Below are 26857 nucleotides of genomic sequence, written 5' to 3' on the forward strand. Positions count from 1 at the left end.
GCTTGTGTTTTTCACGCTGGAAGAGATGAGGTAATAAACGAAAGAGTCATAGAGTGAAGAGAATGTTTTACCAAAATCAAAAGACAATCGCTGAACAAAGGATTGACATTTGTCTATTTATTCGTATACTTCTAGCTAAGAGCATCTAGTGCCAACAAATATATAACAGCAATAACTATGTATTTGTAATGTATGCTCGATAAATGCACAGAGAGGAATTGTGCATATCTTTGGCAGGAAGCCGCCTCGCACTTCATGCTGCCTGGGCCTTCTTTTTCTCTTGCATGTTTTGAGGTCTCGTGTGTTCTTGTGTGTTCTTGTGTGAGCAAGCTGTGCAATGGAGCGCCTGGGCTTGCGCAATGGATGCACGAGCTCTCCTATTCCTCTTTCTTGAAGAGAAGGATGATGCAGATGAAACAGTATTTTCGTCTCCTCTGCCTGGCAACAGCCGCATCTCTCGCCATCCTGGCGTTCTCCGCACCTGCTTTTGCCAAGCAGACCGCAAACGGTTTTCGATCCCATCACATCTGTACGACCGCCTCTACTGGCTTTGCCCAGTGTAGTGCCATTCAGGTCGATAGTACAAGTCAGGGCCTAACCCCCAAAGCCAGTAGCCCATCAGGGCTCAACCCCGCTGATTTGCAAGCTGCGTATAACCTGCCGTCCGCAACAGCGGGTAGTGGGCAAACCATTGCCATTGTCGATGCCTATAATGATCCCAACGCGGAATCAGACCTGGCTGTGTATCGCTCCCAATTTGGCTTGCCTGCCTGTACGACAGCCAATGGCTGTTTCCGCAAGGTGGACCAGAATGGTGGTACCAACTATCCACGTGGGAATAGTGGGTGGGCAGAAGAGATCGCGCTCGATCTGGACATGGTGAGCGCCATCTGCCCCAACTGCCACATCTTGCTGGTGGAGGCGTCCTCCAATTCGTTCACCAACCTGGGAACAGCGGTCAATACGGCCGTCAGCCTGGGTGCCAATGCCGTCAGCAACAGCTATGGTGGCAGCGAATCCAGCGGGGAATCGTCCTCTGCCTCGTACTACAACCATCCTGGCCATATTATCACCGCCAGTTCTGGTGACGGTGGCTATGGTGTAGAGGTCCCTGCCGCCTACAATACGGTGGTTGCGGTTGGTGGCACCTCGCTCAGCCGGAGCAGCACCACACGTGGTTGGACGGAAACCGCCTGGAGTGGTGCTGGAAGCGGGTGCAGTGCCTACATCACCAAACCAAGCTGGCAGAGCGATAGTGGGTGTGCCAGACGGACGGTTGCCGATGTATCGGCGGTTGCCAATCCAAATACCGGCGTCTCGGTCTATGATACCTATGGTCAGGGATCTGGCTGGATGGTCTTTGGCGGCACCAGCGTTGCCTCTCCCATCATTGCCAGCGTATATGGTCTGGCTGGCAATGCGAGTAGCGTCAATGCCGCTTCCTCCCTCTACAGTCACACCGGGAGCTTGTATGATGTGACCAGTGGCAGCAATGGCAGTTGCGGCGGTTCCTATCTCTGTACCGCCACAACGGGCTATGATGGCCCGACTGGCCTGGGGACACCAAACGGCACTGGAGCCTTCTAAAGCAGCACATAGTGCAGAAGAGGTCTTGCACGCGAGGCAGCAGGACCTCTTCTGCGCTTGAGGTCACGAACGTTCAGCCAGCATAGAGGTGTCCCATGAGGAGGGAGATATGACCAGCAAGAAGGTTGCTATCCATTTTCTCGGAATCTTCACGGCACTATTGTTTCTCTTTGTTCGCGTCCCTCTTAGCAAAGCCGCGCCCCACATGGCAAGCGCCACTTCTACTCCCATATCAGTCTACGGCACCTGGCATTGTAGCAACGATGCGTGTCTCTGGGGTACCGTGCGCAGTGTGACCGAGTTCGACAGCAAGAACCATTGGTTGATTGATCGGGGGGATGGCATCCCCTCTGTGAATCTGGTGGTCCTGAGTTTTGTCCAACCACTCAAGCTGCTCAACAAGACGACGGATGCCCAGACAGCGCAGGGTGTTCCCATTGGCATGACAGCAGACATCGTGAACTATTTCAAGAGCCACAATATCCGCGTCATGCTCTCCATTGGCGGAATTACCTATGTCAGTGCCTGGAATCAGGCACTTACCACCAATCCCACTCAGTTAGGACTCAACGCGGCAGCGGTTGCCCAGCAATTGGGAGTAGGCATCGAGATCGACTATGAAGAGTCAAGTTCTCCTAACCTGACGGGACTGCAAGCGTTCATCGATGCCTATCGCTCCGTAGAGCCCTATGATGCGACGGGCAATAACCCCGCCTCGCGCCTGACCATTGACTTGGCTGCTGGCGATCGGTGGCTGATAGGACTCGTGACTAAGGCAACCACGTCCTGGCTGACGACCTCTACGCCTGTGCTTGATTATGCCAATGCCATGGTGCCGAGCAGACAACCAACGAGTGCGAGCAGCGCCGAGAGCAATTGGCAAGAACATATTGATGGCAAGCCACAATATAGTCCTCCAATTCCCCCACTTGCTCCAGCCAAGTTCACAGGAGGTCTCTATATTACCAGTGCCAACGGGGCCGTTCAACCAGAATGTTACCACTTCAGTGGGTCACTCATTGATACCACTGGCAGCTATGTGCAGTCCGTGGCACCCAATGGAGCGGGGACCACGAACGGGATGCTGGGCTACATGTTCTGGGCTGCCGAGTGTCCTTCATCGCGAGGCACCTGTACCACCCCTCCGAATACGTGTGAAGGTGGGGTCGGTGTGGGTGGTCAAACCTATGCTATGCCGATTCCCATGCCTCCGCTTCGGCAGGGGTAAGGGAACAGGTCTGGGAAAACGTGTGTGACGGAGGAGAACAATACGGCGTTGTTCTCCGTCATCCTCTTCTCCAGAGTACCTGTTCTTGCTGAAATGTGGGAGAAACAATCGTAAGCGTCGAATCGCATTCACTCAACGGTACACCGTCGTCACGTTTTGATCAGCGGTCAAGGAAAAGGAGATGTTTATGCGTACGCGTACATCTTTCGCTCTGAAATTCCTCGAACATTGCCGCCCGAGGCGCTTCGCCACGACAACTCTCCCTGTGATTGTGATATTGCTGCTATGGCAATTGGTATTACCAGCCTCTGCTGCAAATGCTCGAACAGCATTGCTGCTCACTCCTCTGTCTCCCGGATGCATTTCCCCCAGTGACTGTGTCTCGAAAATGACCCTGCCTGAAAAAGAGGGGCAGATGACCCAGGTCGAGAAAAACGCTTTTACCCAGGCTGGCAACTCGATAACCGATATTACGACCTATTTTATCGGATCGGTGTTAAGCGGTGGTGGTGGTGGTCCGAATGGCGCGGGCGGTAGCGCCACGCAGTGGGCAGATATGGTAGACAATTTCCAGAACTACGCGCTCCAGACCCGTTTGGGTATTCCACTCATCTACGGCGCTGATGCGGTCCATGGACACAACAATGTGTATGGCACGACGCTCTTTCCACATAACATCGGGTTGGGAGCGATGCATGATCCTGCTCTGATCACCCAGGTCGAGCAGGTGACCCGTGACGAGGTGTTAGGGACTGGTGTCCGGTGGACGTTTGCGCCATGTGTGTGTACGCCACAGGATATTCGCTGGGGACGCACGTATGAGGGCTATAGCGAGAATCCTTCCGATAATGCGACTGATGGCTCCGCTGCCATCGTGGGTTTCCAGGGGACGAATGGCACGCTGGGACCGACCAATATCCTGGCGACGGCAAAACACTTTATCGGCGATGGTCATACTGCCTGGGGGACCGGGTCACCGTACCTTAACGAGGGTGATGCGCAGATTTCTGAGCAGCAGTTGGATGCCATTGATCTTCCACCCTATCAATCAGCGGTCTCAAACAAAGTTGGTTCGGTGATGATCTCCTATAGTAGCTGGAATGGACTCAAAGACCACGCCAACCAGTATCTGATCACAACCAAGCTGAAAGGCACGGGAACAGACAGCTACGGTACACCCAATTTAGGGTTCCAGGGTTTCGTGGTCTCAGATTGGCAGGCCATCGACCAGATTTCTTCGGACTATAACTATGACGTCCGTACCGCGATTAACGCTGGCATCGATATGGTGATGGTCCCGGACAAGTATAAAACCTTCATCAGCACCCTCGATACCGAAATCAAGGCAGGGAACATTCCGATGTCCCGTATTGATGATGCGGTCACGCGCATCTTGACGGAGAAGTTCGCCCTAGGCTTGTTTACGCAACCCTCCACGAATCGCAGCTATACTCCGAATGTGGGGTCGGCGGCACATCGCGCGGTCGCACGGCAGGCGGAGCGGGAATCGCAAGTGTTGTTGAAGAATAACGGTGTCCTCCCCTTATCAAAAACCGGGAGCTATACCCTGGTGGTGGGAGGCAGCCATGCGGATAATCTGGGCTACCAGTTAGGTGGCTGGTCAATCTCCTGGCAGGGGGGAAGCGGGACCACCACTGTTGGAACAACGCTCTGGCAGGCCATCCAGCAGGCAGGACTGTCATCTTCGGTGAAACTCAACTTCGTTGGGACACGCACGAAGGGAAATTACAAAGGAGATGTTGGAATCGTCGCGGTTGGGGAAACGCCGTATGCTGAAGGCAATGGTGATACGAATACCCTGGCACTCAGCAACAGCGACGCAACGGCGGTTTCCGACGTGTGCAGTCGCGTCACGAAGTGCGTCGTGTTATTGTTCTCGGGACGTCCGATGATCATCAATACCCAGCTGAACCAATCCTCGGCATTTGTTGCCTCGTGGATCGGCTCAACGGAAGGCGAAGGCATCACCGATGTCCTGTTTGGCGATTACGGTTTTCAAGGAAAATTGACCTATACCTGGCCGAATGCGGTGACGCAAGAACCCTGTAATCAGAATAATGGCTGCACGGGTGCCTTATTCCCGTATGGGTATGGTATCACACCTTTCTAATCGAAGAGACCCATGAAACCCACTCCCTCTGAGATTTCAGGAGAGCGGGTTTCATGGTTTTTGAGGGCAAGAGAAGACCAAAAATCTGACAGGGATCTCGGTTTTGTGCTCTATCTGAGGAATAGCGTGTTTTCACGAAGCGCAGTGCATATAGAGTGTATGATGGAATTTTGTGTTTATATGTTATCAAAAGAGAACTGCGCCGTTTCGTCATATATATAGATGTTGGTCGATTCATAGGAGGGTACGGAGAACTCAATCGCATACATTGTTCGAAGCTTTATTTTTTCAGGTTGTTTAGCACTGTCTTCCATAGACAGGAGGAAAGACGTGAGAACCAGAAGAGGTCTTTTCACCATTGCCATCGCGCTCTCACTCGCTTGCTTTGCATTGTTCGGCAATTTCGGACCCTCGGTCCGCGCAGCGTCCTCAGGGCGCACACTCCTTGCTGGGAGTATCCCCTCATGGGCAAACGCAAAGAATTATGTGAAAGCCGCTAATCCAAACGACACTGTTGGTTTCCGCCTCTACCTTGGCTGGAATAATCCGTCCGCCGTTGAGGCACTTGCTCAGGCGGTCTCCGATCCACATAACCCATCGTATGGGCAGTACCTCACCCCCGCCCAATTCCGTCAGCAGTTCGCGCCCTCACAGGCGCAGGTCAATGCGGTTCGGTCCTGGTTGCGCAATCAGGGCTTCAACGTTGTGTATGCCCCTACGAACAACCGGTATGTCTCGGCTGAAGGCACGGTAGCTCAGGCAGAGGCTGCGTTTAGTGCCAACTTTGGCATGTACAATGTTCAGGGGCTAACCCTACGCTCACCCTCCTCCACTATCTCAATCCCAGGTTCCATTGCCGATGTGGTGACGGGGGTGCTTGGTCTTGATGACAGCGCCCAATTTGTCCATACCAACCATGCCGTTGATGGGAATGCGCCCCCTCCACCCGCGTTCGTGTCAGCCCAGCCCTGTTCAACATACTGGAATGAGAAACAGGCAGTCGGATTCACCAATCCATATGGAACGGGTCCCCTCCCCTATGCGCCATGTGGGTATACCCCCGACCAGGTCAAGGGAGCCTACGGGATCTCTGGCTATGACGGCAGTGGTCAGACCGTGGCGATCATCGATGCGTTTGCCGCCCCGACCATTCTCCAGGATGTCAACCAGTGGTCGACCAATCGTGGGCTACCAACCATGAAGTCAGGCCAGTTTTCGCAAGTTGTGGCTCCTGGCACCTATCATCATCCCGAGGCTGGGCTCAAGCAAGATCCGCAAGGGTGGTATGGCGAAGAGACCCTGGATGTCGAGGCTGTTCACGGTATGGCACCTGCGGCCAACATCGTGTACGTTGGCGCACCTAATAGCTTCCAGGATCTCGACGCGGCCCTCAATGAGGTGGTTGATCGGAAACTGGCTTCGATTGTCACCAACTCCTATGGTTTTGACTCGGAGTTGTTACCTGCTGGATACATCAAACCTTTTGAAGATACGATCCTGCAGGGAGTCGCTGAGGGCATTGGCATCTACTTTTCGTCTGGCGATAATAGTGATGAGTCGCTCATTGAAGGGTACAGAACGACAGATTGGCCTGCCTCAAGCCCATATGTTACCGCCGTTGGTGGAACCAGCCTGGCAGTCGGTGCCAACAACAACTACCTCTTTGAAACTGGTTGGGGAAGCACCACGGCCTCGTGGACAGGCTCAACCTGGTCACCCACTCCGCCTGGAGACTGGATTTACGGATCAGGCGGTGGCGTCAGTACGCTGTTTTCCGAGCCCTCGTATCAGCAGGGTGTCGTGTCCTCTTCGGTGTTTCATACCCAGGGACGCACTGGTCGTGCGATCCCCGATATCGCCGCCATTGGCGATCCCAACACAGGCTACCTGGTCGGCGAGACCCAAACATTCCCTGATGGATCAGTCAAGTATGCGGAATATCGCATTGGTGGGACGAGCCTGTCATCGCCTATTATGGCGGGCATTATGGCCCTGGCAGATCAGGCCGCTGGCCACCCCCATGGGTTTGCCAACCCGCTCTTGTATAGCCTGGCAGGGACCGCTTCCTTCACTGATATCGTGAGCCCGGTATCTCCCGTGGCTGTGGTGCGAGCAAACTATGTCAATAGTGTCGATGCAAGCGCTGGCACAGCCTATGCCTTGCGAACGATGAATCAGACGCTCAGCTTGCAGACAACCCCAAGCTATGATGATATCACCGGTCTTGGAACACCGACCAAAACCTTCTTGAGTGCATTGAGCCACTAGTGCTCCTGTTGATCTCACAAAAAGGAGGAATGAGCACCCGCATGGTCAAAGCGGGGAAGAGCTACTGATACGTAGCTCTTCCCCGCTTTGGTTTGAGAACCAACCTTGGAATGGTTGCTGAGTGCTTCCATATGCACGTCTTCAGAGGCAAAAATCCGTTTTACCCCTTTGAGAGATGTTTCAAGAGTTGAAGCAGCATGTCCAAAGAATACGGCTCTTCAAGCAGATGAAGTTCTGGAAGGGGTTCATGACGCACCTTTTCGCCCTCTTTCACGATGACGATAGTGGGTAGGGTCTTCTCCGGTGTTATTGCTTTGAGGCGATGATATACCTCTATCCCATTCAGATCGGGAAGATGATACTGGATGAGAACAAGCGATGGCTGGATGTTGCGCGCAAAGCGGATGGCCTCTTCACTCGTCTTTGCAACGAGCGTGAGATACCTCGCTTTTTGCTCTATCGCTCTTTGGAGCACCTTCCATGTTGTTTCGCTCTCTTCCACAATGAGCAAGAACCTCGTTGGCTTTCTCTGCGACACCATGACATTCTCCATATCTTCTTCCTGATGTGTGCCTTTCTTTTAACCGTTCATGTATCCTCTCTGTGATCCACTGGATGGCGTCATTCCATCCCTCCTAGTGATGGGGAGTTGGTGTCACACTGGGTTTTCCCCCACCAGTATTCGTATCGCCAGGACCATGAGGATGCGTATTGTCCCCATTGCCAGTCGTGTCAGGACCATTTTTCCCTGTGCCCTGTCCATTCGTATTCCCATTTTGACCACCGCTTGACGCAGGAGAGACCGTAATCGCCGTTGTCTGAACCACGGTCGCATCGGGATTAAGTAAGCTCACTGTCTTGATTGGTTGCTTGCTGTTCCAATCGACGAGAAACACATAGGTCCCATGTTGCAGCGTCCCTGTGCCGCTTACATGCTGATTATTCAGCCAGAGCTGCGCTCCTGGTTGAAAGTGTTCTCCAGTCAGCAGAAGTGTTGTCTGTGCATGAGGTGGAAGGGAGACGATGATCGAGACGGCCTGCAGATGCGTGACCTGCTCGCCCAACTGTTCCAGCGCTGCCGTGGTTGCCACTTGCTCTGGACGCTCCAGGGAGGGCAATAGCGCGTGTAACGTCTGACGCGCATCTTGTTGCAGCGCTGCGAATTCCTGGGAGAGACGATCATGGTCTTTGCCAGCTGGAACGGCGTGAATGGAGTGAGAGGCCGTGGCAAGCTGCTGCTCCAGGGTCGTCAGTTCACGGGTATAGGCATCTTCCTGCAAGGTGGTCGCCACTGTCTTCAAGCCAGAGAGGTGATCGCGTGCGATCTGCAGACGGAGTTCAGCCTGGTCTGCCGGGGATGTCGTGAAGGTTATCTGCATCTGCTGTACCCAACTTTTCACCGCATACAGCGGAGTGTTGGGTGTCGCTCCCTGCGCCGCCATCGCAACACCTGTACCCAACACGAGACAAAGGAACACCCCAGCAGCCAGTACCAGTTGTACGCCCAATGGTCGTAGAGAGTGTAACCGCCACCATGGAGCAGTGGCTCGCTTTTGCTGGAGAGTATATGCGCGAGCACGAATTCGCCCCTCTAAGCGTTGGGCGAAGGCACCATCGGGTTGGAGTGCAGGATGACTGCGCACATACTGTGCCACAGTGATCAGTTCTTCGATCTCATCCTTTGTACTGCCAGGGCCAGCAGGAGTGACGAGCTCAGCGTTCTCGAAACGGTGCTCTTGTGCCCATTGCTGCTCTAGGCGTTGATTGAGATCGTCTGCGTGGGTTTTCATGATCGTTTCTCCTGTTTGGATACCTTGCGACGCCGGGGCGCTTTGGCTCCTTCCGTTTGCTGCTTGTCTGGTGTGGGTGGATGAAGGAAGCGCTGCAAGCTCTGTAATGCACGAAATTGCAGTGCTTTCACGGCATTGTCCTTTTTCCCAATCATTTTGGCGACTGTCGCGACATCATATCCCAGAATCAATCGACCAACGAGCACCTGTCGTTGTTCCTCGGTCAGCTTCTCCATCGCTTGTACGACACGTTGCCACTCATCGCGTGTCTCAAAGACATGGACAGGATCATCTTCGGGATGGTGTGTTGGCAAGGCATAGGCATGGCCGTCAAAGTTATGCTGTTCGCTCATCTCGTACACTGGTGTCAATGAGAGAAGTGGAGGCTGTTTTTCCTGCCCACGATAATAGCCAGCGACGATATTATGGGCTATGCCCAGAAGCCAGGCCGCAACACCGGCTTCTTCTCTGGCCTTGATCCGGTGAATTCCCTCAACCATTTTTAAAAAGACCTCGGATGTCAGGTCCTCCGCCACAAAACGGTCAGGAACACGGGCGGCGATATACCCAAATATTCCTGGGAGAAAGTGACGATACAGCGCTCCAAGTGCCTCCCCTTCGCCTTGCCTGGCAGAACTGAGGAGATGATCAAATACCATGTTCTGCTCCTCATGTGCCGAAGTCACCATTTCCGATGACCATGGCCAGGAAACCATACGCGTCTCTTCCCTTCTAAATAATGCTGTGCTCTTACACTCTTCTAGTTGTCTTTTTGCTCTTCGTGGTTATGGGAGGGGGAGAAATGTCTGTTACGCTCTTCCGAGCAGGCACAACTCGTCGAGGATCTGCATATGTTTGTGTCCAAAGGTGTCCCCAAAAGAACTATTTCGGATGGAGGCCGTAACCAAAACAAAAAAAAAGACCACTCTCTAACTGAACAACGCAAGTGCAGGTAAGGAGTCTAGCAGGCACCAGAAAAGGCCTTATCTTGCTCAGCACGTGTTCTCGATGAGCGCATGGTAGGAGAGGTGGAGGGGAACATCTCTCCTACCATGCGCTCATCGAGAACACGTGCAACTGATTGAACTTATTTTTGAGACAAAAGGAAGGTACGACATATGAGTATTGGTAGCACCATCGTAGCAGCCCTCAAAGGCAAACTTGTCGTCACAGCCCTGCTGGGCGCGGTGGTTGTTGGTGGCGGGACAGCCGCTTTCGCAGCAACCCCAATGGGACAGAATATCACAAAATCTATCACTGCTCCAGCCCAGACCTCGACGCCAGCGACACAACATGGCAAAGATCAGAACGGCAAGAGCGAGACGAGTACGACAAACAATCAGCCAGGTGATCAGAAGAATGACTGCCCAGGGCTCTCTGAAGCCCAGAATCTGGCCAAGAAGTTTTCACTGAGCACGGATAGCAAGAGCGCCAGCATTCAACTGATCTGTTCGCTGCATACCGGGACCTACAAAGGGCTCAAGCATGCGCTCGGATATGGCGAAATTGAGGATCTACTCACCTACGCTCAATCCCTGGCTGGGCAGGATAAAAACGCCGCGAACGCGAAACTTAGCGACGAGACACTCAATACATACATCGCAGCGACGCTAAAAACGTGCGCGAATGATCCCATTTCCGCTTGTGTGAAAGCGAATACGCCGACCCAGCAAGGGACCCCTGGGAGCAGCAATAGTGGCAACGGAAGCACTAACGGAACCGATCATGGCAGTAGCGGGACGACGGGCAAACCAACAGCGACACCAACACCACATCATTAGTCCCCGCCCTTTTCTTCGGTAGTTCGTATGTGTCTCCTCGCCAGTTGCATTACTGGCGAGGAGACGTTTTGTTTTGCTCGCATCCTTGTCTTATCTGCCGTAGCCTTCGTCTTGTAGCGTTCCCCGTCTTTCCTCAACCAAGGCTCCTGTTGACACCACACGCGGCGGGGTGGTCTACGAGTTATTCTTCACGGCTTTGCCTGCAGATGCATTTACTCCTGCGGATGTCGTTGCCCTGTACTTACATCGAGGGGTGTTTGAGTCCGTGTTGGCAGATGAGGACGAAGAACAGGATTTAGATCGTTGATGTTCACATACCCGTTATCGAGAACTTACCCAAATGTGGACATACCACATCTGGTCTGAGCCATTTTGTTGTAATAAAAGCCACCAATAGAGGTAAAGCATCCTTTGAGTTGGTTTTGCGGGAAACTCGGGGAGGGTGCGCAGGCGAATATGTGCCATGCTAAAGGGAACCACCCCAACCCAGCATTCGCCATCGTAGGTGTCCAGTTCCAGCTCCGGCGGAATCAGAGGTCGCAACTGAGCAGGCTTAATTGGCCAGTGTGAAAAGAGCAGATCGTTCCAGGTCTGGGTCATGATCCAGCACGTATCGGGCAAGGGATAGGGGCGATGGACAGTATTTTGGAGTAGCGTTTGCATACGTACGTTAACCTCTTTGGAAAACAGCTTTCACTTCTCTCTTTCATGAGAGTGACGACAGCCAAACTCAGGGGAAGAGGAATTTTCGCTGCGTGCATATGTAGATATGCATATACGCTTTTGTCTGCTTCTAGCTACTTATAGCCTGCTTTCGTAAGCCAAGGCAAATGCGGGTGTCATATGTGTGTGACTACGAGCAAATGCCTGGTGTCACACACATATTACACACTTCCCGGAGGCGAGCTTGCAAGCCAGGAGGCAAAAGTAGGTGCTGGATGAGGAGCTCGTGATATTTTTGTTTTTGCTATAGGTAGTTGCTGTGCCACAAGAAAAGATCCATCTTCATGGATATGAAATAACAGCGACCGTCCTTCGAGGTCCCTACAGTACTCTCTATCGAGGAATGGCGCAAGATACTCAGCAACCAATATTTATTAGAAACTGGCCGACGGCGCAGATCACTTCGGAACGCAAGCGGCAACGTTTACAAGATGAAGTCGATAAGCTGAAACTCCTCAATGAGCATCCTCATATCCTGGATACCTATACAGTGACCATTCCTCAAGGATCTATGAATCAAATTTTCCCAGGACAATACAATGGTGGACAGCCTACAGTCTTTAATCCTGGCCGCCAATATCATGTCTTTCGCGTGACGTTCTATAATGGGGATATAGTCATGTGGATGCTTAACAACAAAACAAGGACTGCCAGCCAGAATGGCCCAGGCTGTTGAGCACTGCTTGAGGTATTGTCAACTTATTGATCAGAGCAAAACGTTTTTCTGAAAAAGGGCCCATGAAGAGAAAAAGAAGTGCAAGGTAAGGGGCATTGCGTTCGCTACGCAGCTTGCTGCATGCTGGTGATGTCGTTCCATGTCTGAAATTGCTCCCGCATGAGCGCACGAGATGCTGACGCATGAAGCCGATGTCGTCGTGGTCGAAAGTGGTCTGAGATGGGTCTAAAGGCAGAGAGAAAGCGTTGAGCATGACCAGGGGATGTGAAGCGGCGCATGCTGCGGTCTCGTTGTCGTGTCGGTTGATGGGAATTCTCAGCTCGATGCCAGAAAGCAATTGCTGTAACACGAAGCGTTGTTCTTCGCTCAAGGTCATCTCATATTTGTGAGGGCGCTCTCTCATCTGTGTCTCCTTGCATGGATATTCTTGAGCTTCAAGGAGAACAGATATGTTCTTCTGTTGCAAACCTCACTTGACAGTGCAGTACCCCATCATTGCCATTTCTTGCAACACAACCTGTTATTGCGCCCTCTTGAAGCCAATGTTGTCCGGCACAACCGTTGCCGGTCCCACTGCTACCAACTCAGCGGGGTCGATGTTGAGCCTGGTGAAGGTAATTTTTTCGCTCCATACCTTTCTTAGGAGATCCTTGAAGAAACCAATGGTGAGGAACTCACCCGCGCAACGGCGATACCCGAAGCCGAATGGCGCATATCCGGCATCGTCGCACACTGGATAGGTCTGATCATCGACACGTGCGTACACTGCGCCAAACGCGCTGTTGGTGATCAAAGCCTGCCGTCCATCCTTGACTCCAAAGGCCTCCCTGCTGAAGGGGCATTGAGCCAACCCAACTTGCTTACACCTAGTTTCGTCGTTCTGTTCACTCGTCGGAGCCTGCTTATAGCGGTCCGGGTCGAAGTCATTGGGATTGTTCCAGTGAAGAGGGTCTCTGCTGGTTTCCAGGTGAGGCGTAATAATGGTGCTGGGGCCAGTGAACCCAGTGCCAAAAGCGTGTTCCTGAGCAGGCAGCACTGAGGTACTGCCGCGGTTGGGCGAGATGGTCCTGAACAGCTCCATCACGAAACGGTCCAGCCTGCTGAATGCGGAGTAGTCCGTTTCATCGGGAGCACTCTTCATCGTCTTTTCAAACCAGGAGCGGACAGCCGGGTCCTCATTGGTTGCCTGCAAGCGGGTCATCATGTTATAGAGCGTATTGCCCCACTGGCTGAAGGCAAGAAAGTTATGGAAGCACTCGAAGACCATGTCCTTCCTCCTGAAGTTCTCCCCTAGCGCGCCGTTCTTGATCCAGTAGTAGACCAGAGTCTTCTCGGGATTGGGCACATGACCGTCGATCAGCTCTTGCACCCGCTGGTCAATCCAATCCTTAAGGAGTTGACGAAGCTGGCGCACACGCATGTAGTTGTCATGGACGACCTGCAAGATCGGGTACCGGAAGCTGACGACAGCCACAAAGCTCTGGCCGATCAGCCTGACCTCGGGCGGAATGTCGTCCCCCGTGACGCCAAGGTGAAGGTCCCAGTACAGGTCAAAGTATCTCTGGTAGTACTGGTGCATCAGTGGCTTGCCTTCGTTTTGCTTGTCAAAGAGGGAATCGAGGAAGCGCTTGATCTTGTCCGAGTACATCGGACCATACAGATCCGGCGTGACAGCCGAGTAGTAGATCCTCTTTCGCTCGTTGTGTGGTCCGCGCTTCTGGTACCCCTGGATGAAGACCGTAAGTCCCTCCTCCTCCATATTGAGCTCCCAATTGTCATAGAGCATCCCGACGAGGTGGGCTGGCATCGCCGCCTCCTTGCTCAGAGAGAGGTCGATCATGGGAAGCAATGGCCGTTCGCCCTGATAGATGGAGCTGTAGAGGAACGGCTTTACAACGCCCTGGACATAGGTTGGGTCGAAGGTGGGCGGCATCTTCCTGTGGCACAGAAAGGTAATCACGAGGACGATCCATACACCGATCAAGATGGTTACCACTCGCCAGACGGCAAGGGACTGACCTGACGTCCCGATACTGATGAGCAGCAGGAGCAGGACCGTGAAAAAGAAGAGGTGCAGGAGGTAGTTCAGGTCTTTTACGGTGAATGCCAGGAACGTGATCGCCACGACGATCAGCCCTACTACCAATGCGTTCTGCACACCGGCAATCACTACTGCTGCCAGCAGCGCACCCAGGAACGTCGCAATGACATTCTGTAGCGCCATCATCAGCGAGACCTTCTGATCCTGCTGGGTACAGATAATGACAGTGAGGGCCGCCCAATAGAACGGCAACCCTCCCACGGTCCAGCCGCTTCCTGCTGCAATTGCAGCTCCCACTGCACGCAGCAAGCTAAAGCGCAGTAGCGGGGAGGTCAACGTGAGGTGCGCAGGGAGCGTGGTGCGTGGTGGCTGTGACCTGTTCGGTCGCACGTCGTTTCTCGGCGTGCTCCGGTGTGATTGGAGCCATGCAAACAAGAGCGCCAACAGCATCAAGATCGCCCCACCAAGCAGAAAGCCTCCCGCCGCTGGCAGCGCCGTTGCCGGACCACTACGCTTCGCAAGCGAGATCACGAACGGGATCGTCAAAAGCACTCCCATTACAGCCGCGGCCCGACCATACACCGAGAGGAGTCCGCTGATGAAGACCACCAGGAAGATCGCCACGATCTCTTCCCACCATAACCCACCGATGAGTCGACCCAGTGCGGTCATGAGCGCGCCGCCAACGGCGGTCATTCCCAGCGACCATGCCTGGGTGCGGTACGATGTGCCGACGTCCCCGAATGAGGTAAGCAATGCACCGGTCATGACCTGGACACCAAATGCACGCTGACCATGCATGGTTAGAACAAGCAGGGGCAGGAACATCGCCAGGGCGGTAGAGAAGCCTTTGACCGGGTTTGGCTTGGCGCCGGAGTTGCTGCGGAAAAGAACCGCCATCCTCTCCATCACTCTCTCCTTCCTCGCCAATTTCTACCACTGGCAATGCCAGTGGTATGCCATCAATGCGAGAAGTATGGGTCAACACTGTCGTGAATCGGTTTGGGCCTCGGCTAGCGCTCGGCTCCACCTCCTCCCTCGGCAACATACTCGGCGTCCGCCAGCCACCGTAAAGCCCGCAGGCTAGGCAGAAAGAAGTATTCCCCGCCACGGTTGGTCACGAACTGCGGCAAGTCGTGGAGACGTTGGCGGATGGGTTGCTTGGGAATAGTGAACACACCCGTCCCGTCATTGGGCCCACAAATCGGATCCTTCTCGCTGGGTGCCCCAATGAAGGTACCCTGATTGACCCACTCACTCTGGACAAACTCGAACTGCCGCGAAAGTGAGGCCCCGATGAAGACGAAGATGATGCCACGCTCAGCTCCGTCGTCCTCCAAGGCCCCTTCTGGAAGGAGCGGGCCATAGACTGTGCCGCGGCGAATCAAGCGATGACGATTGACCTGGGTGATCTCGTGCTTGAATTGGTCACGCGGGTTCATGCGCCGTGCATGCGAGCCAAGCGGGCATTTGAGGCCCTTGGGGTCATCGTCAGCGTAGAGAAAATCGTTGTTGCGTTGTGGGTCGGCACCGAGCTTTGGGTCATCATACTCTGGACAGAGTGCGAGGGGCGCACCGCTACGCCAGCGACCCATCATCTTGGCGGCCAGCCATTCTTCTTCCACCGCGCTGGTGGTGTGTGCCGCCAAGTATTGGCGGAACGCAGCGACATCTTGATACAGTTTTCTCAAGGCCACATACGACCCATTGCGGCCCAGCACCTCGGGCTGGGGCTGTGGAGGCAGCCTCCCCGCCTCGTCGAGATACCCCAAGATAAACTCCCCCGCCTTGAGCGGAGCTTCCTGTGGATTGCTCCCAGTAAGACCGCTCCCCTCGATCGCCGGTTGACCAATGCTGTCCCGAAAGCCGAATGGTTCGCGCCCCGTGGGAAGTTGATAGCAGTCCTGTCGGTAGATCGCCCTCACGCCAGGCATCTGCTGGTAGGCCTGTCTTGCAGGAGAGAGGACCTTCGCCAGGCGCGTCTGATCAGGAGCGAGCGCAGCGATCACGAGATGGACCTCGGAGGTGCCCAACGGCCACTCCCACTTTTCAGGAGCGCTCTCGCCCACATCGCCCAGTTCCGCGGCGCGTGCCGCCATCCCTTGCTGGAACTCCGGTGAGAAGCTCTCCAGCGATGCTTGGGGAACGCCTAACGCCTTGAGGCCGTGAGTGGAAAGCGCCACCGCAACCCAGGCATCGCCTGCAGGGCCAGTCAGATCGGCGGCCGAGGCAATCGCGGGTGTGAGCCGCTTCAGCAACTGATGCCCGGCGGCGCGATCGTCAATGCGAAGCAGAATGTACGTTGCGGCATACGGCATCGGACGAGGGTGGAGCACGCCGCTCTGGATGTCGTTGAATTCAAGCATGGTTGGCCCTCCTGGTGTCGCTGTCCCAGGCGTTGTTGGGAAGCGATTGCTTGCTATCGGATTGGGCTACTCTCCCGCTTACGTCGCTGCCAAGTCAAGCAGCGGCTTCAACGCCGGGTGCTGCAGCGCCTGCTCAGCCTCAGGGTTGTCGAGCACCTGCTGGAACGCGTGCTGCAGTTCCAGCGCTTTCCAGATCTGCTTGACTGTGGGCTCGGGATAGCTACTATCATAAGCGGTAGCTTCATATTGGTGCGCCGTTAACCAGTCCCTGATGCTCGGGTCCGTGATGCCCGGATAGCCCTCGACATGCGACCAGAACTCCGTGAATGATTGCGAGACGGCATTGTCGGCAACAGCAAAGTCATCGATGTATCTATCCCACGTGCCGTCGAAGCTGCTGCAGAACAGGAGTCGTGTATCGTTGTCGATAAGAGTAACTCTGGCTTCATGGATCGTGCCGAACTTTTTGGCGTCCTCGATTCGGCGGGGATCGGCGGCTCTCCGCTTGATAGCCTCGCGCAGCGCTTGTTCGTGACCTGGCTTGATCTTCCCAATGACGGTGAATTCTGTCCTCGTTCCCGACTTCAGCCCCTTCCGCTTTGGATACTCCTTTGTCGTTTCCATGTCTTTTGCTCCTGTGTGTGAAGATCTCCAGTCTGAGCACGGTGCTCACCTGCCGAAGCGGACGAGCTTTCCTTGTACACTTGTAGGCTCAGTGGAGTCACGCTCCTCTCTGTGACAGAGGAAACGCAAAGCCACTCTGCTTATGTCCATCTGAGCATCTCTACGAAGCATACTAGATGAGTCCAATATGCTAGCACCCAATCTGCCACACTTCGCCGACAGAGGCTTGCACAACCCGCGGGATCACACTGGTCTCAAGGTGCTATCTTCCCGCATGTGCGAAAAGAGGCAAGCCACTTGTTATCAGGGATTGAGGCCACTCGACGCTTTCCACATCTGGAGTGGGACCAGCAGTCTGTATTCGCGCTCATTTGACCATGGGCAAGGTAAACCAGAAGGTAGAACCCTCCCCAGGCGTGCTCTCTACACCCACCTCTCCGTGATGTTGGGCGATGAGTGTACGACAGATATATAAACCCAGGCCCAACCCTTTCCCTGAACCGCTCTGGACTGGTACTCCCTTGACCTGGTGAAAGCGCTGCCACAGTTCCTTTTGAGCCTCTTCGGTGAGGCCTGGTCCGTGGTCTCGCACCCAAACGCGAGCCACGCCCTCTCGGATGGTCAGTCCAATGTGGATCGGCTGATCTGCGCTTGAATAGCGGATCGCGTTGGTCAGATAGTTCGTCACCACCTGGCTGATCCGAGCTCGGTCGGCAAGCACCATGACTGTGGTGTGCTCCGGCAATTCAAACAGAAGCGAGCGTTCAGGTGCCGTCACCTGCAGATTTTCGACGGTTTCGCGTACAATGGGAACCAAATCACAAGGCTCCAGTTCCAGCTTCAAGGTCTGAGCGGTGATGCGCGAGACATCCAGCAAATCATTGATCAAATGGGTTTGCACATCGACTTGACGAGCAGAAACTGCCAGACGCTCCGAAAGATCATTGAGGAAGGCACTCACTTCTGGAGACATGTGGTCGGCCTTCGTGCCAAGGCGTTTCGCCCGCCGTTGGAGCAATTGGAACGTCCCTTTGAGCGCGGCCAGCGGCGTTTTTAACTCGTGGCTGGTCATGCTGAGCATGAGGTCTTTTTGCCGTTCGATTTCTTTGTGGGCGGTCTGATCTAAGACGAAACCAATCACTAACGGGGTCGCCCCTTCCCGATGAAAGAGCGTTCTCCCCACCAGGACTGGCACGCGCTTGCCGTTTTTCGTCATAAACTCTTTTTCAAACGGCTGAATCATCCCCGTTGTCAACAGTTCCTCAACCGCCTGGGCAGAGCGCTCCTGATATTCCGGAGGAGTTATAGTCGCCCACTGCACCTGCCCTGCTGCCATATCCTCCTGCGTATAGCCCACAAGCTTGAGAAAGGCCTCGTTGGCCTCTTGAATAGTTCCAGAGAGATCAGAAACAGTGATCCCAATAAGGTTGGACTCAACGAGCCCGCGAAACCGCTCTTCGCTCTGCTGCAAAGCTTCTTCCGCTTGCTTGCGCTCGGTGATATCGTGCAAATCAAAGGAAATCCCATTCGGAGTTGGATAGATGTGAATATCCAACCATCGCTGGAAACTCGGATGAAATCCTTCAATATGCCTTGTCTGCCGCGTCGCCATGGCTTCACGGTACACGTGCTCGAATGGAGTGCCAAGAAGCTCAGGAAGCAGATCCCAAAAGTATCGGCCCACCACCTCTTCCCGCTTTTTTCCGATCATCTTTTCCAGCCCGCGATTCACATAGGTGTAGCGCCATTGCGTATCAACATAGGAAAACGCATCGGTAATGCTTTCAAGAACGGTCGTGATCCTTTCCTCCGCTTGCTTCTGGTCTGTAATGTCTCTGACCGTTCCAATCATGTGGGTCGGCTGGCCCTGGATATCAAAGCAGCCTCGCCCCCTGGCTGCCAGCCAATGCATGCTTCCATCAGGCCAAATCATGCGGTATTCTGTACAATAGTCGGCCTGCTCTATCAGAGCGCGTGCAATGAGATCTTCGACGCGCTTGCGGTCATCGGGGTGCAAGAGTGCCAGGAAGCGCTCATACGTCATCAGATCATCGAGCGAGAGACCAAAAAGCACTTTCCCTTGATCTGTCATCTGGATCTGATTCGTGACGAGATCCCAATTCCACGCGCCCACACCAGAGGCTTCTACGGCCAATTTCACTTCTGCTTCGCTCATCTGCTCGGCTAGTTCCTGCTTCGTGATATCGGTGCCACAAACAACGACCTCGCGAAGAGCCCCGCCGATCGTGCGCACCGGGATCGTGCGTGCGCGTATCAGTCGGTAGGTGCCATCATACCGACGAATGCGGCACTCTATCTCTCTGGCTCGTCCAGTCGCGGTCGATTGCATCACCGTTTCTTCCATCTGTGGCTGATCCGCCGGATATACGGTATCTCGCCAACCTCGCCCAAGACCATCGTGCTCCGTTTGCCCGGTAAAGGCGTGCCAACTGGGGGAGATTTCTTGCATCTCGCCTGTGGGAGTGAGAATGCAAAAAATATCTGTACTTTCTTGCATTACCGCCAGGAAACGATCATCAGCTGCCTCGCGTCCCTGCAGTGACTGGCTTCTCTTTTCCTGCGAAGGATGCTGTTTCGACAAAGACATGAGATGGCGTTCCTTCCTCACACTCACCAGGACAACCGAAGAGATACCTGTCGTGGACTCACCTTTCAGGTGAGAGTCCTGACACCGTGTTGTGCGGCTGATAACGCTCTTATCCATTCAGCGGCCTAGAGAGGGTAGTTATTCAGGGCAATTACCTGCTTTACACTCACATCCATTGTAGAATGGATTGGCAAAGTCAACAACGGAGAAAAAGAGTGTGCTCTGCGTTCGCTTGCCAGGACAAGTGGAGTGGACCGCCAGGAAGTGGTAACCATCCTTTGCGTTTGGATGCAAGCGCGAAATGTGCATGTTGTAAACCTGCCTCCCAGGCTACCGAGGAACCAAAGGGCGGAGGATTGCTGTGACTCTCTCCTGCTCATCTCTGTATGATGCGCAGAAGCAGGTCGGTGGGATGGTGATTGTCTTCCATGAGCTTTCACTGCGATATCAGCACGCCCTCCATCTCCAACGCGTTCACGAGGCGGTGCTGACCCTGACCCAAGTGATTGCTCACCTCCCTGAGCGTATTCCTCAGCACATTGCTGATGTGCGGCCTGAAGGATCCCTGCTTCGTGTGAAACAGCGAACAAGAGCACTTTATCATTCGTGCTGGAGCTGACGCAATTCGATCAGCAACGTTTCATCGGGATGAATGCTCACACTACATCCCTTGGCACTGGCGGGACACTGGGCTTGCAAGGGACGCTGGTTACAGGCCTCTTTGTGCCATAAAGTGCCCCGGCTCTTTTCGGGCGATAAAACATCCTAAGAGGACAGAACCTCTGTCAAATCACAGTACGAAAGGAGAGTACCATGCAAGCGTGTGAACAGGTTGTTGAGTATCAGCTTTTCGTCGGCGTGGATATTGCACCTCTTACCGCGACCATTGCCTGGCAAGCTCCAAAACAGAAGCCAAGCAAACCTATGACCATTGAACAGACTCCGGAAGGGTTCTCTTCTTTGCATCAGCGACTTCTTAGGACGGGGGCCCGCGCCAGATCGCATGCTTGTCGTTATGGAAGCCACAGAAATCTCCTGGCTGACTCTGGCGACCTTCCTGGCGCGCCTTGGATACGCGGTCAGTATCGTGAACCCTGCCCAGGCGCATCATTTTGCCAAGGCCCATGAGAATAAGTCCAATCATTGTGAGCTAGTTACCACTGTTACCAGTGAGATTACCCATTGTTGTGCTCACTGATCCACTTTGAGTGGCTCACCTGACGCTTATAACCGCTCATGATCGTATTCTCATTGTGAGTATGCGTGGGGTGTTCCTCCCCTATATCAAGGGTGCAGTCCAGGCTACTCACTCACCCTAACCCTTCCCCTTGTCCTTGGAAAGTTGTGACTGGTCGCTCTGTCTCTCCGTCATATCCTCTATGCTATGGTTGTACAGCCTACCTACGTTTCCTGAATCCCATCACCCTGTGCAGCCGTAGCATACATTCATTGAACGCGAGGCAGATCTACGTGGCAAGGCCGTCTTTGCATTAGGGTACTGGGCAGGCTGCCGGGTCAGTGACGTGTCCTGGCTCCAGCTCGACCAGGTGTATGTCACTGGCAAGGCTGGTATGATCACCGTCGGGCATAAAGGTGGCAAGACACGCAGCATCGACCTGACCAACGGCGCTCGTCGCCCGCTCCATGACTACCTGGAGCAGGGGACACGCAAGGAGAGCGCCTCCATCTTTACCAGCCAGCGTGCCAAGAAGCGATTGAGTGCTGGAGAGGTCGACGGCTGGCGCTGGAGCGAGGACGGCGTCCACCAGTGGTGGCAACAGCTCAAATCGCTGGCATGTGCGGCTGAGTACGAACTCATCGCCGACGTGACGTTTCACGATCTGCGGCATGACTTTGCCCATCGCGCACGCGCTGCGGGGTGGTCGCTCGAAGAATTGGCCTACTACCTTGGGCCATGTGACGAAAAGTGGCACCCCGCCATTCAGACCACCATTCGCTATGTCCAGGTGAGCCGTGAGCAGGTCAAGAAGAAACTCAAAGAGGTCAAAGGAGAGCGCAAAGGCTTCTATATGGAGTAGCACTACGTTGTTGTCATTAGGGGTAGAGTCGCGTGCTTTCAGGTGATAAGCGAAAATGATGTTGTAAAAATGGTGCGTTCTCTCGTCTATACACTTATAAATATCTATGCATTAGTGGAAATCACTTTTTTCTATGGTTCTCCGTCATCTTCCGTACTAAGCACAACTATAAACAGGAAGTGCTCTGCCGCTCTTCGCTCAGCTAGCCAATCTGTCAGACTTAATGGTTTCAGGCAGCATCTTATTGCACGAAAGATGACGGAGAACCCAAAATTTGGTTCATATGCAACCTCGCTGATACGAAAAGTGGTCTGTTGAAAGAGTGCGTATGAGCCACTACGTTGGTAAAATGAGACCGAGTGGACTATGGCGCACATGAGTTAATCAGAAAAGAGGTAGAGACCACCTGATGCATTTTTCTCTCTATGCGACACGCTTCAAGGACGTCAATCATATCGCATGGACGTGATGCAAGCAACTGTCCTCTCGTCAAATGAGAAACCATGTGACATACTGTAGTATCTATATTTGTCGAGTGAGAAAGAGAGCATGATGGATTCGTTCCCCTCTGATGCCACATCGGTCCCGATGGTTCCTCCACCATCACCACTTGAGCCGACAGGGATCCCTCATTTGGATCTGGTGTTAGGTGGAGGGCTTCCAAAAGGAGCATTAACGGTTATTCTTGGACCACCTGGGAGTGGGAAAACCACGCTTGCCAGTCAGATCGCGTTCGCCGCAGCTCAGCGTGGAGAGAAAGTTCTCTTTTTGACAGCACTGTCTGAACCAACGACAAAGCTCTTAGATCATCTGCGTTCCTATAGCTTCTTTGCGCCAAGCCTCGTTGGTCGCACTGTACAAGTGTTCAGCTTGCAGCAATTTTTCCCACCGGAAGGTCCCATAACGGGGAAGGCGATTGTGACAGAAGTGCATCGTATGAAGGCGAGTGTCGTGGTGCTTGATGGCTTTCAAGGGTTACGTGGCCAGGAAACCGATTTTGTTGCCGCCCGCCGCCTTCTCTACGATCTTGGAACACAATTGAGTATGTTGGGCACAACCTCACTCGTCACAGCGGAGGCCGATCCCCGCGATACAACGCTCTTTCCAGAGATGACCACTGCGGATGTGCTCATCGGGCTCTACAATACATTGCTCGGCGTGCGCACTCATCGGGCGCTTGAGGTGCTCAAAGTACGAGGGAAAGCGGCATTACCAGGCCTCCACGGTTTGGCGCTCAACGAGATAGGGGTACACGTTTTCCCTCGATTGGAAACCCGCCTCAGGCACCCGTTCAAGGTGGGCTGGAATAAGAAAACGCTCTCAGCAACGCCAGCAAAACGAGCGACCTTTGCATTGCCCGAACTTGATACCTTGCTTGGCGGTGGCTTGACCCGGCAAACAGGGACGGTCCTGATTGGGAGTCCCGGAACGGGCAAGACACTTCTCGCGCTCCAATTTCTCCTTGCTGGCGTAGCAGAGGGAGAACCGGGAGTGTATCTCGGCTTTCGAGAGACAGCAGATCAGTTGGTTCAAAAATCGGAGGGCTTTGCGTGGAGCCAACAATTACAGCACGCTTTGTCTGCGAGGAGGGGATTGATCGTCCACCACTGGGATCCGGTTGAATTGGACCCCGATCATGTTGCCACAGAGGTGCTTGCGGCATTAGAGCAAATAGGTGCACGGCGTCTGGTCATTGATAGCATTGCGGAATGGGAGCGAGCCATCCAAAGGAGCAGTGGAGCCGAACGTGTTCCCGATTATCTCGCGGCATTCCTGAGTCTCTTACGTGAACGGGGTGTGACGCTGCTTGCCATCAAAGAGCCAACGCAAGGTATCATCACGCAACCGGATTTCTCCGTGAATGAACTAACGGTGCTTGCAGAAAATGTGGTGTCTATGCAGCACCTCATCTATCAAGGGAAACTCCATCGCATCCTCTCCGTTCCGAAGATGCGCTTTTCCACCCACGATGAAACGCTCCGTGATTTTCTGATTACGACGCCCGAGGGGGTGCGTGCGCTGACACCCAATGAGAGGGAACGGGACATCTTGATCAAATTAGCAGAGCAGCAAGCAGCAATCCAACGGAGGGAGCCCCCCCCACAGAGGAGTTCTCCTTCAGAGCAAGAGCGACACTAAGAAAGCAGGATGTAACACTTGCATGAGGAAATATATGAATCACCCATCGTCTTGATCGTTGACGATGACATCCCGATTACCGAAGTCCTGGTGCTGGTGGTCGAGGGCCTTGGGTACCAGCCACTGGTCGCCTTTAATGGTCAACAAGCGCTCGACCTCGCCCGTGAGCACTGGCCAGCGCTTGTGCTCACGGACGTGATGATGCCCATTATGGGGGGGATTGGTGTGGTGCAAGGGTTACGTGAGGAAGCAAGCGCAAGGGGAATCGCGCCGCCGCACATGGTACTACTCACGGCAGCTAACATATGGCCTGAGTTATCTTTGCCTGTAGACGCTCTCATCTCTAAACCATTTCATATAGATCAGCTTGAGCAACTCATTCACCGCTTCCTTCCCTCACCAGCTTCCTCCTAGTTTCTCTCCTCACGTGGATACCTTCTCTGCTAGAGAGCAAGCAGAAAAACAAGATGAGCAAAGACGTACACAACAGAAGGTCCGTTCTTTTGCCTTGTACCTCATCTATTCTCAAAAATCAGCGAACCTGCGTAAGAATCAAAATTTGGCCAAATTACTGACAGCAAGCCTGGCCAAAGAAAAGCTTGCAAAGGAAAGGATGATGGTCTATAGCTCTTGCGGAAAAGCAACCGAGCAAGAGGAGAACCATCATCATGACTGGATCTCCGATAAACCTGATGTTCTCTTCGCTTGTCATAGTTTCCTCCTTACTCTCGCCTGTTATGAACCGCACGTTCTTGTGGTGATTGGCCCTCCACGGGAGTGGAGGTACAGGGGTGAACCCACAAGACGTTGAACGTTTATCTGAGAACGATAAACAGGCGTCTCCGACATCGGCTCAATTCTCACGCCCAGAACGACCTGGGTTTGGTGATCATCCTGAGATACATAGGGTCTGTTAAAAAAAACTTCTGGTTCTAGATCGCTCTCAGACAAAATCTGGGGGCGAGGTCGAAGCGTGTAGTTCCATCGGGAGCAGACCTCAGCAAACTCAATGTTGAGTTGCTGCATTTGCGTATCGGAAACCTTTTGGCCTTTGGCATACTCCCCTTCTAGCAGGCTCGCTCGTACGGTCAATCCCGCCTGAGTGGTGGTTCCACGAATGTAGTTGAGCACTGTCTCAAAGCTGCGTAAGGGAATTCCTGCCCAATTCTGGCTAATCTGGCTGAACAAACGATGCTCGATGGGATTCCACTTGGAGCAGCCTGTTGGATAGTGAACGACGGTGACGGTCAAGCCGTAGCGATCAGTGAAGTGTTCTTGCAATTGTCGTTTCCACATGCGAGGTCGGCATCCATTACTCCCTCCACTATCTGCCAGAATGAGGATCTGCTTGACGTCAGGATAAGCGATACATCCCTCTTCTTCCCACCAACGAGCAAGGGCAGCAACTGCGAATTCAGGTGTACCAGAGGAAGAACCAATATAAACGGTCCAACGATTGCGAAGAATATCATAGATGCCATAAGGAACCGCTTTTCCCACAGCATCTTGTGGAAAATCATGGGCATTGACTGCTTCTGGTTCCTCTGTCCAGGCTCGTCCAGCATTCTTAAAATTCCCGATCAATTCCTTCTTTTTCGTATCCACGCTGATGATTGGAGCGCCAGAGGCTTGAAATCGCTCCTTTTGAGCCTGAATAAACGCAAATTGCGTACTGCGTTCCGGAGATTTGCACTGGCCTCAAGTTTTTTCTCATTGACGTGTAACGAGTAACCAAGTTTGTGGAGCAACCGGCCAACGGTGGGAGGACTGATGCCATGACCCAGGTCTTTCAGGCGCTGGCTCACATGACGTAAACTACTGCGGATCCGCCTAAGAAAATTTGAGAGGATCGCTCACGCTCACTTTCTTTTCTTCATTGTTTTTGCAACACTACCCCCTCTTCTCCTCTCTCGCCTTTTTGATGGATCGACGCGGCTACCGTCCTCTTCCCCAAATTTGCTGATCATTTGCGATGAGTTTGGGATCACTTGTGTGTCACTAGAGGTGAAAGGGAATTGATCCCTCTCGCACATCAAGTTTGAAGAGGAAAGGACACCATCTTATGCGTAACATTATCGCACATACCGTCGTCTCGTTAGATGGCGTTTTCGAAGGAGCAGCCATCTCAGAAGAGAATAGGGATCGACACATTTCCAGATTTTCTCCCTACCGCGACGAGGCATATCTGCTGTACGAATTGGGCCAAGCGCTGGCGTGCGGTGCGCTGTTGATGGGCCGCACGACGTATGAGGATTTTACCAAGATTTGGCCGGGACGTCCTGACCCGTGGTCTGATAGGGTCAATGCCATGCCAAAGTATGTGTTCTCGTCAACGCTGGAACAAGTCGAATGGAACAACTCGACGCTTGTTCGAGGCGATGTGATCGCTGAAGTGACCAAGCTCAAGCAGCAAGAAGGGCGCGATCTGCTCATCTATGGGCATGGTCTTCTCGCAGAGACGTTGCTCAAGCACCACTTGCTCGACGTCCTCGATCTCTCGATCCATCCGCTTGTTCTCGGGCAGGGCAAGCAGCTCTTCCGGCAGGGCGAAACCGCCGCATTGAAGCTTGTTGCGACAAAGAGCTTCTCGAAAGGCATTGTCAATCTCACCTATGAACCACAGTACTGATGGGTCGCAGGGTTCCGCGCATCTCCATCATGCGTGGAACGTCTCCCGAGATCCGCCAGTACTGTGGTGAACAGGGGATGTCAGGGGTCTGTGGCGCAATGGAACAGGAAAGCGGTTTAAGAGAAAGCGGTAAAAGATGAAAAAGAAGCAGATATCCGCAGGGATATCCCATTGCATGGGAGCCTGGTACCTGAGTAGTTACGGGATATCTGCACTGGAAAAGCAGC

Annotated in this window: 22 protein-coding genes and 2 pseudogenes; 13 read left to right on the plus strand and 11 right to left on the minus strand. The window is 53.6% G+C overall.

All coding sequences use genetic code 11. From position 1 onward, the window contains the following. Window positions 1–411 precede the first annotated feature (411 nt). From JMJ16_RS07940 to JMJ16_RS07955, 4 genes are all read left to right on the plus strand, one after another. Window positions 412–1587, plus strand: a complete 1176-nt coding sequence (locus tag JMJ16_RS07940) for a peptidase S8 (RefSeq protein ID WP_201380047.1) — start codon at window positions 412–414, stop codon at window positions 1585–1587. A 109-nt stretch (window positions 1588–1696) separates the two neighbouring features. Beyond that, complete coding sequence (locus JMJ16_RS07945; protein ID WP_201380049.1) at window positions 1697–2815, plus strand: hypothetical protein; 1119 nt, start codon at window positions 1697–1699, stop codon at window positions 2813–2815. 187 nt (window positions 2816–3002) lie between these two features. Beyond that, entirely contained in the window at window positions 3003–4946 is a 1944-nt protein-coding gene (locus tag JMJ16_RS07950) for a glycoside hydrolase family 3 protein (protein ID WP_201380051.1), read from the plus strand. Window positions 4947–5276: 330 nt separating this feature from the next. After that, window positions 5277–7214, plus strand: coding sequence for a protease pro-enzyme activation domain-containing protein (locus JMJ16_RS07955; protein WP_201380053.1), 1938 nt, complete (start codon window positions 5277–5279; stop codon window positions 7212–7214). A 160-nt stretch (window positions 7215–7374) separates the two neighbouring features. Here the strand turns inward: JMJ16_RS07955 and JMJ16_RS07960 are convergent, their stop codons facing one another. The 3 genes from JMJ16_RS07960 to JMJ16_RS07970 all read right to left on the minus strand — a co-directional run bounded on the left by JMJ16_RS07960 (window position 7375) and on the right by JMJ16_RS07970 (window position 9663). Continuing rightward, window positions 7375–7755 carry a PleD family two-component system response regulator gene (locus tag JMJ16_RS07960; RefSeq protein WP_236601261.1) on the minus strand — a complete coding sequence of 127 codons (381 nt, stop codon included), beginning with the start codon at window positions 7753–7755 and terminating at the stop codon, window positions 7375–7377. Between the two features lie 94 nt (window positions 7756–7849). Then, window positions 7850–9004 (minus strand): DUF5667 domain-containing protein, encoded by a 1155-nt coding sequence (locus tag JMJ16_RS07965; protein WP_201380057.1) that lies wholly within the window; start codon window positions 9002–9004, stop codon window positions 7850–7852. Further along, window positions 9001–9663 (minus strand): RNA polymerase sigma factor, encoded by a 663-nt coding sequence (locus tag JMJ16_RS07970; RefSeq protein ID WP_201380059.1) that lies wholly within the window; start codon window positions 9661–9663, stop codon window positions 9001–9003. Before JMJ16_RS07970 ends, JMJ16_RS07965 begins: the two co-directional genes overlap by 4 nt. A gap of 459 nt (window positions 9664–10122) precedes the next feature. Between JMJ16_RS07970 and JMJ16_RS07975 the strand changes: the two genes are divergently transcribed. Beyond that, on the plus strand, window positions 10123–10785 hold the full coding sequence (locus JMJ16_RS07975; RefSeq protein ID WP_201380061.1) for a hypothetical protein: 663 nt from the start codon (window positions 10123–10125) through the stop codon (window positions 10783–10785). Between the two features lie 321 nt (window positions 10786–11106). Here the strand turns inward: JMJ16_RS07975 and JMJ16_RS07980 are convergent, their stop codons facing one another. Next, window positions 11107–11448 (minus strand): DUF2071 domain-containing protein, encoded by a 342-nt coding sequence (locus tag JMJ16_RS07980; RefSeq protein WP_236601262.1) that lies wholly within the window; start codon window positions 11446–11448, stop codon window positions 11107–11109. A 319-nt stretch (window positions 11449–11767) separates the two neighbouring features. Between JMJ16_RS07980 and JMJ16_RS07985 the strand changes: the two genes are divergently transcribed. Continuing rightward, complete coding sequence (locus JMJ16_RS07985; protein ID WP_201380063.1) at window positions 11768–12184, plus strand: hypothetical protein; 417 nt, start codon at window positions 11768–11770, stop codon at window positions 12182–12184. A 104-nt stretch (window positions 12185–12288) separates the two neighbouring features. Here the strand turns inward: JMJ16_RS07985 and JMJ16_RS07990 are convergent. The 5 genes and pseudogenes from JMJ16_RS07990 to JMJ16_RS08010 all read right to left on the minus strand — a co-directional run. Next, window positions 12289–12510 (minus strand): annotated as a pseudogene (locus tag JMJ16_RS07990) (IS6 family transposase); the annotation flags it as partial. A 194-nt stretch (window positions 12511–12704) separates the two neighbouring features. Continuing rightward, the gene (locus JMJ16_RS07995; protein ID WP_201380065.1) at window positions 12705–15134 is read right to left on the minus strand and encodes an FUSC family protein; all 2430 of its coding nucleotides are present in this window, start codon (window positions 15132–15134) and stop codon (window positions 12705–12707) included. A gap of 104 nt (window positions 15135–15238) precedes the next feature. Then, window positions 15239–16591, minus strand: coding sequence for a Dyp-type peroxidase (locus JMJ16_RS08000; protein ID WP_201380067.1), 1353 nt, complete (start codon window positions 16589–16591; stop codon window positions 15239–15241). 78 nt (window positions 16592–16669) lie between these two features. Further along, window positions 16670–17215, minus strand: a complete 546-nt coding sequence (locus JMJ16_RS08005; RefSeq protein ID WP_201380068.1) for a hypothetical protein — start codon at window positions 17213–17215, stop codon at window positions 16670–16672. Window positions 17216–17582: 367 nt separating this feature from the next. Next, on the minus strand, window positions 17583–19823 hold the full coding sequence (locus tag JMJ16_RS08010; protein WP_236601263.1) for a PAS domain S-box protein: 2241 nt from the start codon (window positions 19821–19823) through the stop codon (window positions 17583–17585). Between the two features lie 361 nt (window positions 19824–20184). On the opposite strand from JMJ16_RS08010, the gene JMJ16_RS08015 reads away from it, so the two are divergent. The 6 genes from JMJ16_RS08015 to JMJ16_RS08035 all read left to right on the plus strand — a co-directional run bounded on the left by JMJ16_RS08015 (window position 20185) and on the right by JMJ16_RS08035 (window position 24415). Beyond that, window positions 20185–20442 (plus strand): hypothetical protein, encoded by a 258-nt coding sequence (locus JMJ16_RS08015; protein WP_201380072.1) that lies wholly within the window; start codon window positions 20185–20187, stop codon window positions 20440–20442. Continuing rightward, entirely contained in the window at window positions 20430–20555 is a 126-nt protein-coding gene (locus tag JMJ16_RS55915) for a hypothetical protein (RefSeq protein ID WP_255553171.1), read from the plus strand. The genes JMJ16_RS08015 and JMJ16_RS55915 overlap by 13 nt, the downstream gene beginning before the upstream one ends. 283 nt (window positions 20556–20838) lie before the next feature. Further along, a complete protein-coding gene (locus JMJ16_RS08020) occupies window positions 20839–21021 on the plus strand; it encodes a hypothetical protein (protein ID WP_201380074.1) in 183 nt (60 codons plus the stop codon). Window positions 21022–21271: 250 nt separating this feature from the next. Continuing rightward, window positions 21272–21862: a site-specific integrase gene (locus tag JMJ16_RS08025; RefSeq protein WP_236601546.1), complete on the plus strand. Its 591-nt coding sequence runs from the start codon at window positions 21272–21274 to the stop codon at window positions 21860–21862. 549 nt (window positions 21863–22411) lie between these two features. Then, window positions 22412–24001, plus strand: coding sequence for an ATPase domain-containing protein (locus JMJ16_RS08030; protein ID WP_201380080.1), 1590 nt, complete (start codon window positions 22412–22414; stop codon window positions 23999–24001). An 18-nt stretch (window positions 24002–24019) separates the two neighbouring features. After that, entirely contained in the window at window positions 24020–24415 is a 396-nt protein-coding gene (locus tag JMJ16_RS08035) for a response regulator (RefSeq protein WP_201380082.1), read from the plus strand. Window positions 24416–24736: 321 nt separating this feature from the next. Here the strand turns inward: JMJ16_RS08035 and JMJ16_RS08040 are convergent. Next, window positions 24737–25678 (minus strand): annotated as a pseudogene (locus JMJ16_RS08040) (ISAzo13 family transposase); the annotation flags it as partial. Then, on the minus strand, window positions 25582–25851 hold the full coding sequence (locus JMJ16_RS56800; RefSeq protein ID WP_374228989.1) for a hypothetical protein: 270 nt from the start codon (window positions 25849–25851) through the stop codon (window positions 25582–25584). The pseudogene JMJ16_RS08040 and the gene JMJ16_RS56800, both read right to left, overlap by 97 nt. Before the next feature lie 212 nt (window positions 25852–26063). Here JMJ16_RS56800 and JMJ16_RS08050 point away from each other — a divergent pair, with 212 nt between their 5' ends. Then, complete coding sequence (locus JMJ16_RS08050; RefSeq protein WP_201380086.1) at window positions 26064–26630, plus strand: dihydrofolate reductase family protein; 567 nt, start codon at window positions 26064–26066, stop codon at window positions 26628–26630. Window positions 26631–26857: the final 227 nt, after the last annotated feature.

It is taken from the genome of Ktedonobacter sp. SOSP1-52 (assembly GCF_016587395.1).

Coding starts and splice junctions, on each gene's coding strand:
- JMJ16_RS07940 (WP_201380047.1), top strand. CDS start 412: ATGAAACAGTATTTTCGTCTCCTCTGCCTGGCAACAGCCGCATCTCTC.
- JMJ16_RS07945 (WP_201380049.1), top strand. CDS start 1,697: ATGACCAGCAAGAAGGTTGCTATCCATTTTCTCGGAATCTTCACGGCA.
- JMJ16_RS07950 (WP_201380051.1), top strand. CDS start 3,003: ATGCGTACGCGTACATCTTTCGCTCTGAAATTCCTCGAACATTGCCGC.
- JMJ16_RS07960 (WP_236601261.1), bottom strand. CDS start 7,755: ATGGTGTCGCAGAGAAAGCCAACGAGGTTCTTGCTCATTGTGGAAGAG.
- JMJ16_RS07965 (WP_201380057.1), bottom strand. CDS start 9,004: ATGAAAACCCACGCAGACGATCTCAATCAACGCCTAGAGCAGCAATGG.
- JMJ16_RS07970 (WP_201380059.1), bottom strand. CDS start 9,663: ATGGTATTTGATCATCTCCTCAGTTCTGCCAGGCAAGGCGAAGGGGAG.
- JMJ16_RS07975 (WP_201380061.1), top strand. CDS start 10,123: ATGAGTATTGGTAGCACCATCGTAGCAGCCCTCAAAGGCAAACTTGTC.
- JMJ16_RS07980 (WP_236601262.1), bottom strand. CDS start 11,448: ATGCAAACGCTACTCCAAAATACTGTCCATCGCCCCTATCCCTTGCCC.
- JMJ16_RS07995 (WP_201380065.1), bottom strand. CDS start 15,134: ATGGAGAGGATGGCGGTTCTTTTCCGCAGCAACTCCGGCGCCAAGCCA.
- JMJ16_RS08000 (WP_201380067.1), bottom strand. CDS start 16,591: ATGCTTGAATTCAACGACATCCAGAGCGGCGTGCTCCACCCTCGTCCG.
- JMJ16_RS08005 (WP_201380068.1), bottom strand. CDS start 17,215: ATGGAAACGACAAAGGAGTATCCAAAGCGGAAGGGGCTGAAGTCGGGA.
- JMJ16_RS08010 (WP_236601263.1), bottom strand. CDS start 19,823: ATGTCTTTGTCGAAACAGCATCCTTCGCAGGAAAAGAGAAGCCAGTCA.
- JMJ16_RS08020 (WP_201380074.1), top strand. CDS start 20,839: ATGGAAGCCACAGAAATCTCCTGGCTGACTCTGGCGACCTTCCTGGCG.
- JMJ16_RS08030 (WP_201380080.1), top strand. CDS start 22,412: ATGATGGATTCGTTCCCCTCTGATGCCACATCGGTCCCGATGGTTCCT.
- JMJ16_RS08050 (WP_201380086.1), top strand. CDS start 26,064: ATGCGTAACATTATCGCACATACCGTCGTCTCGTTAGATGGCGTTTTC.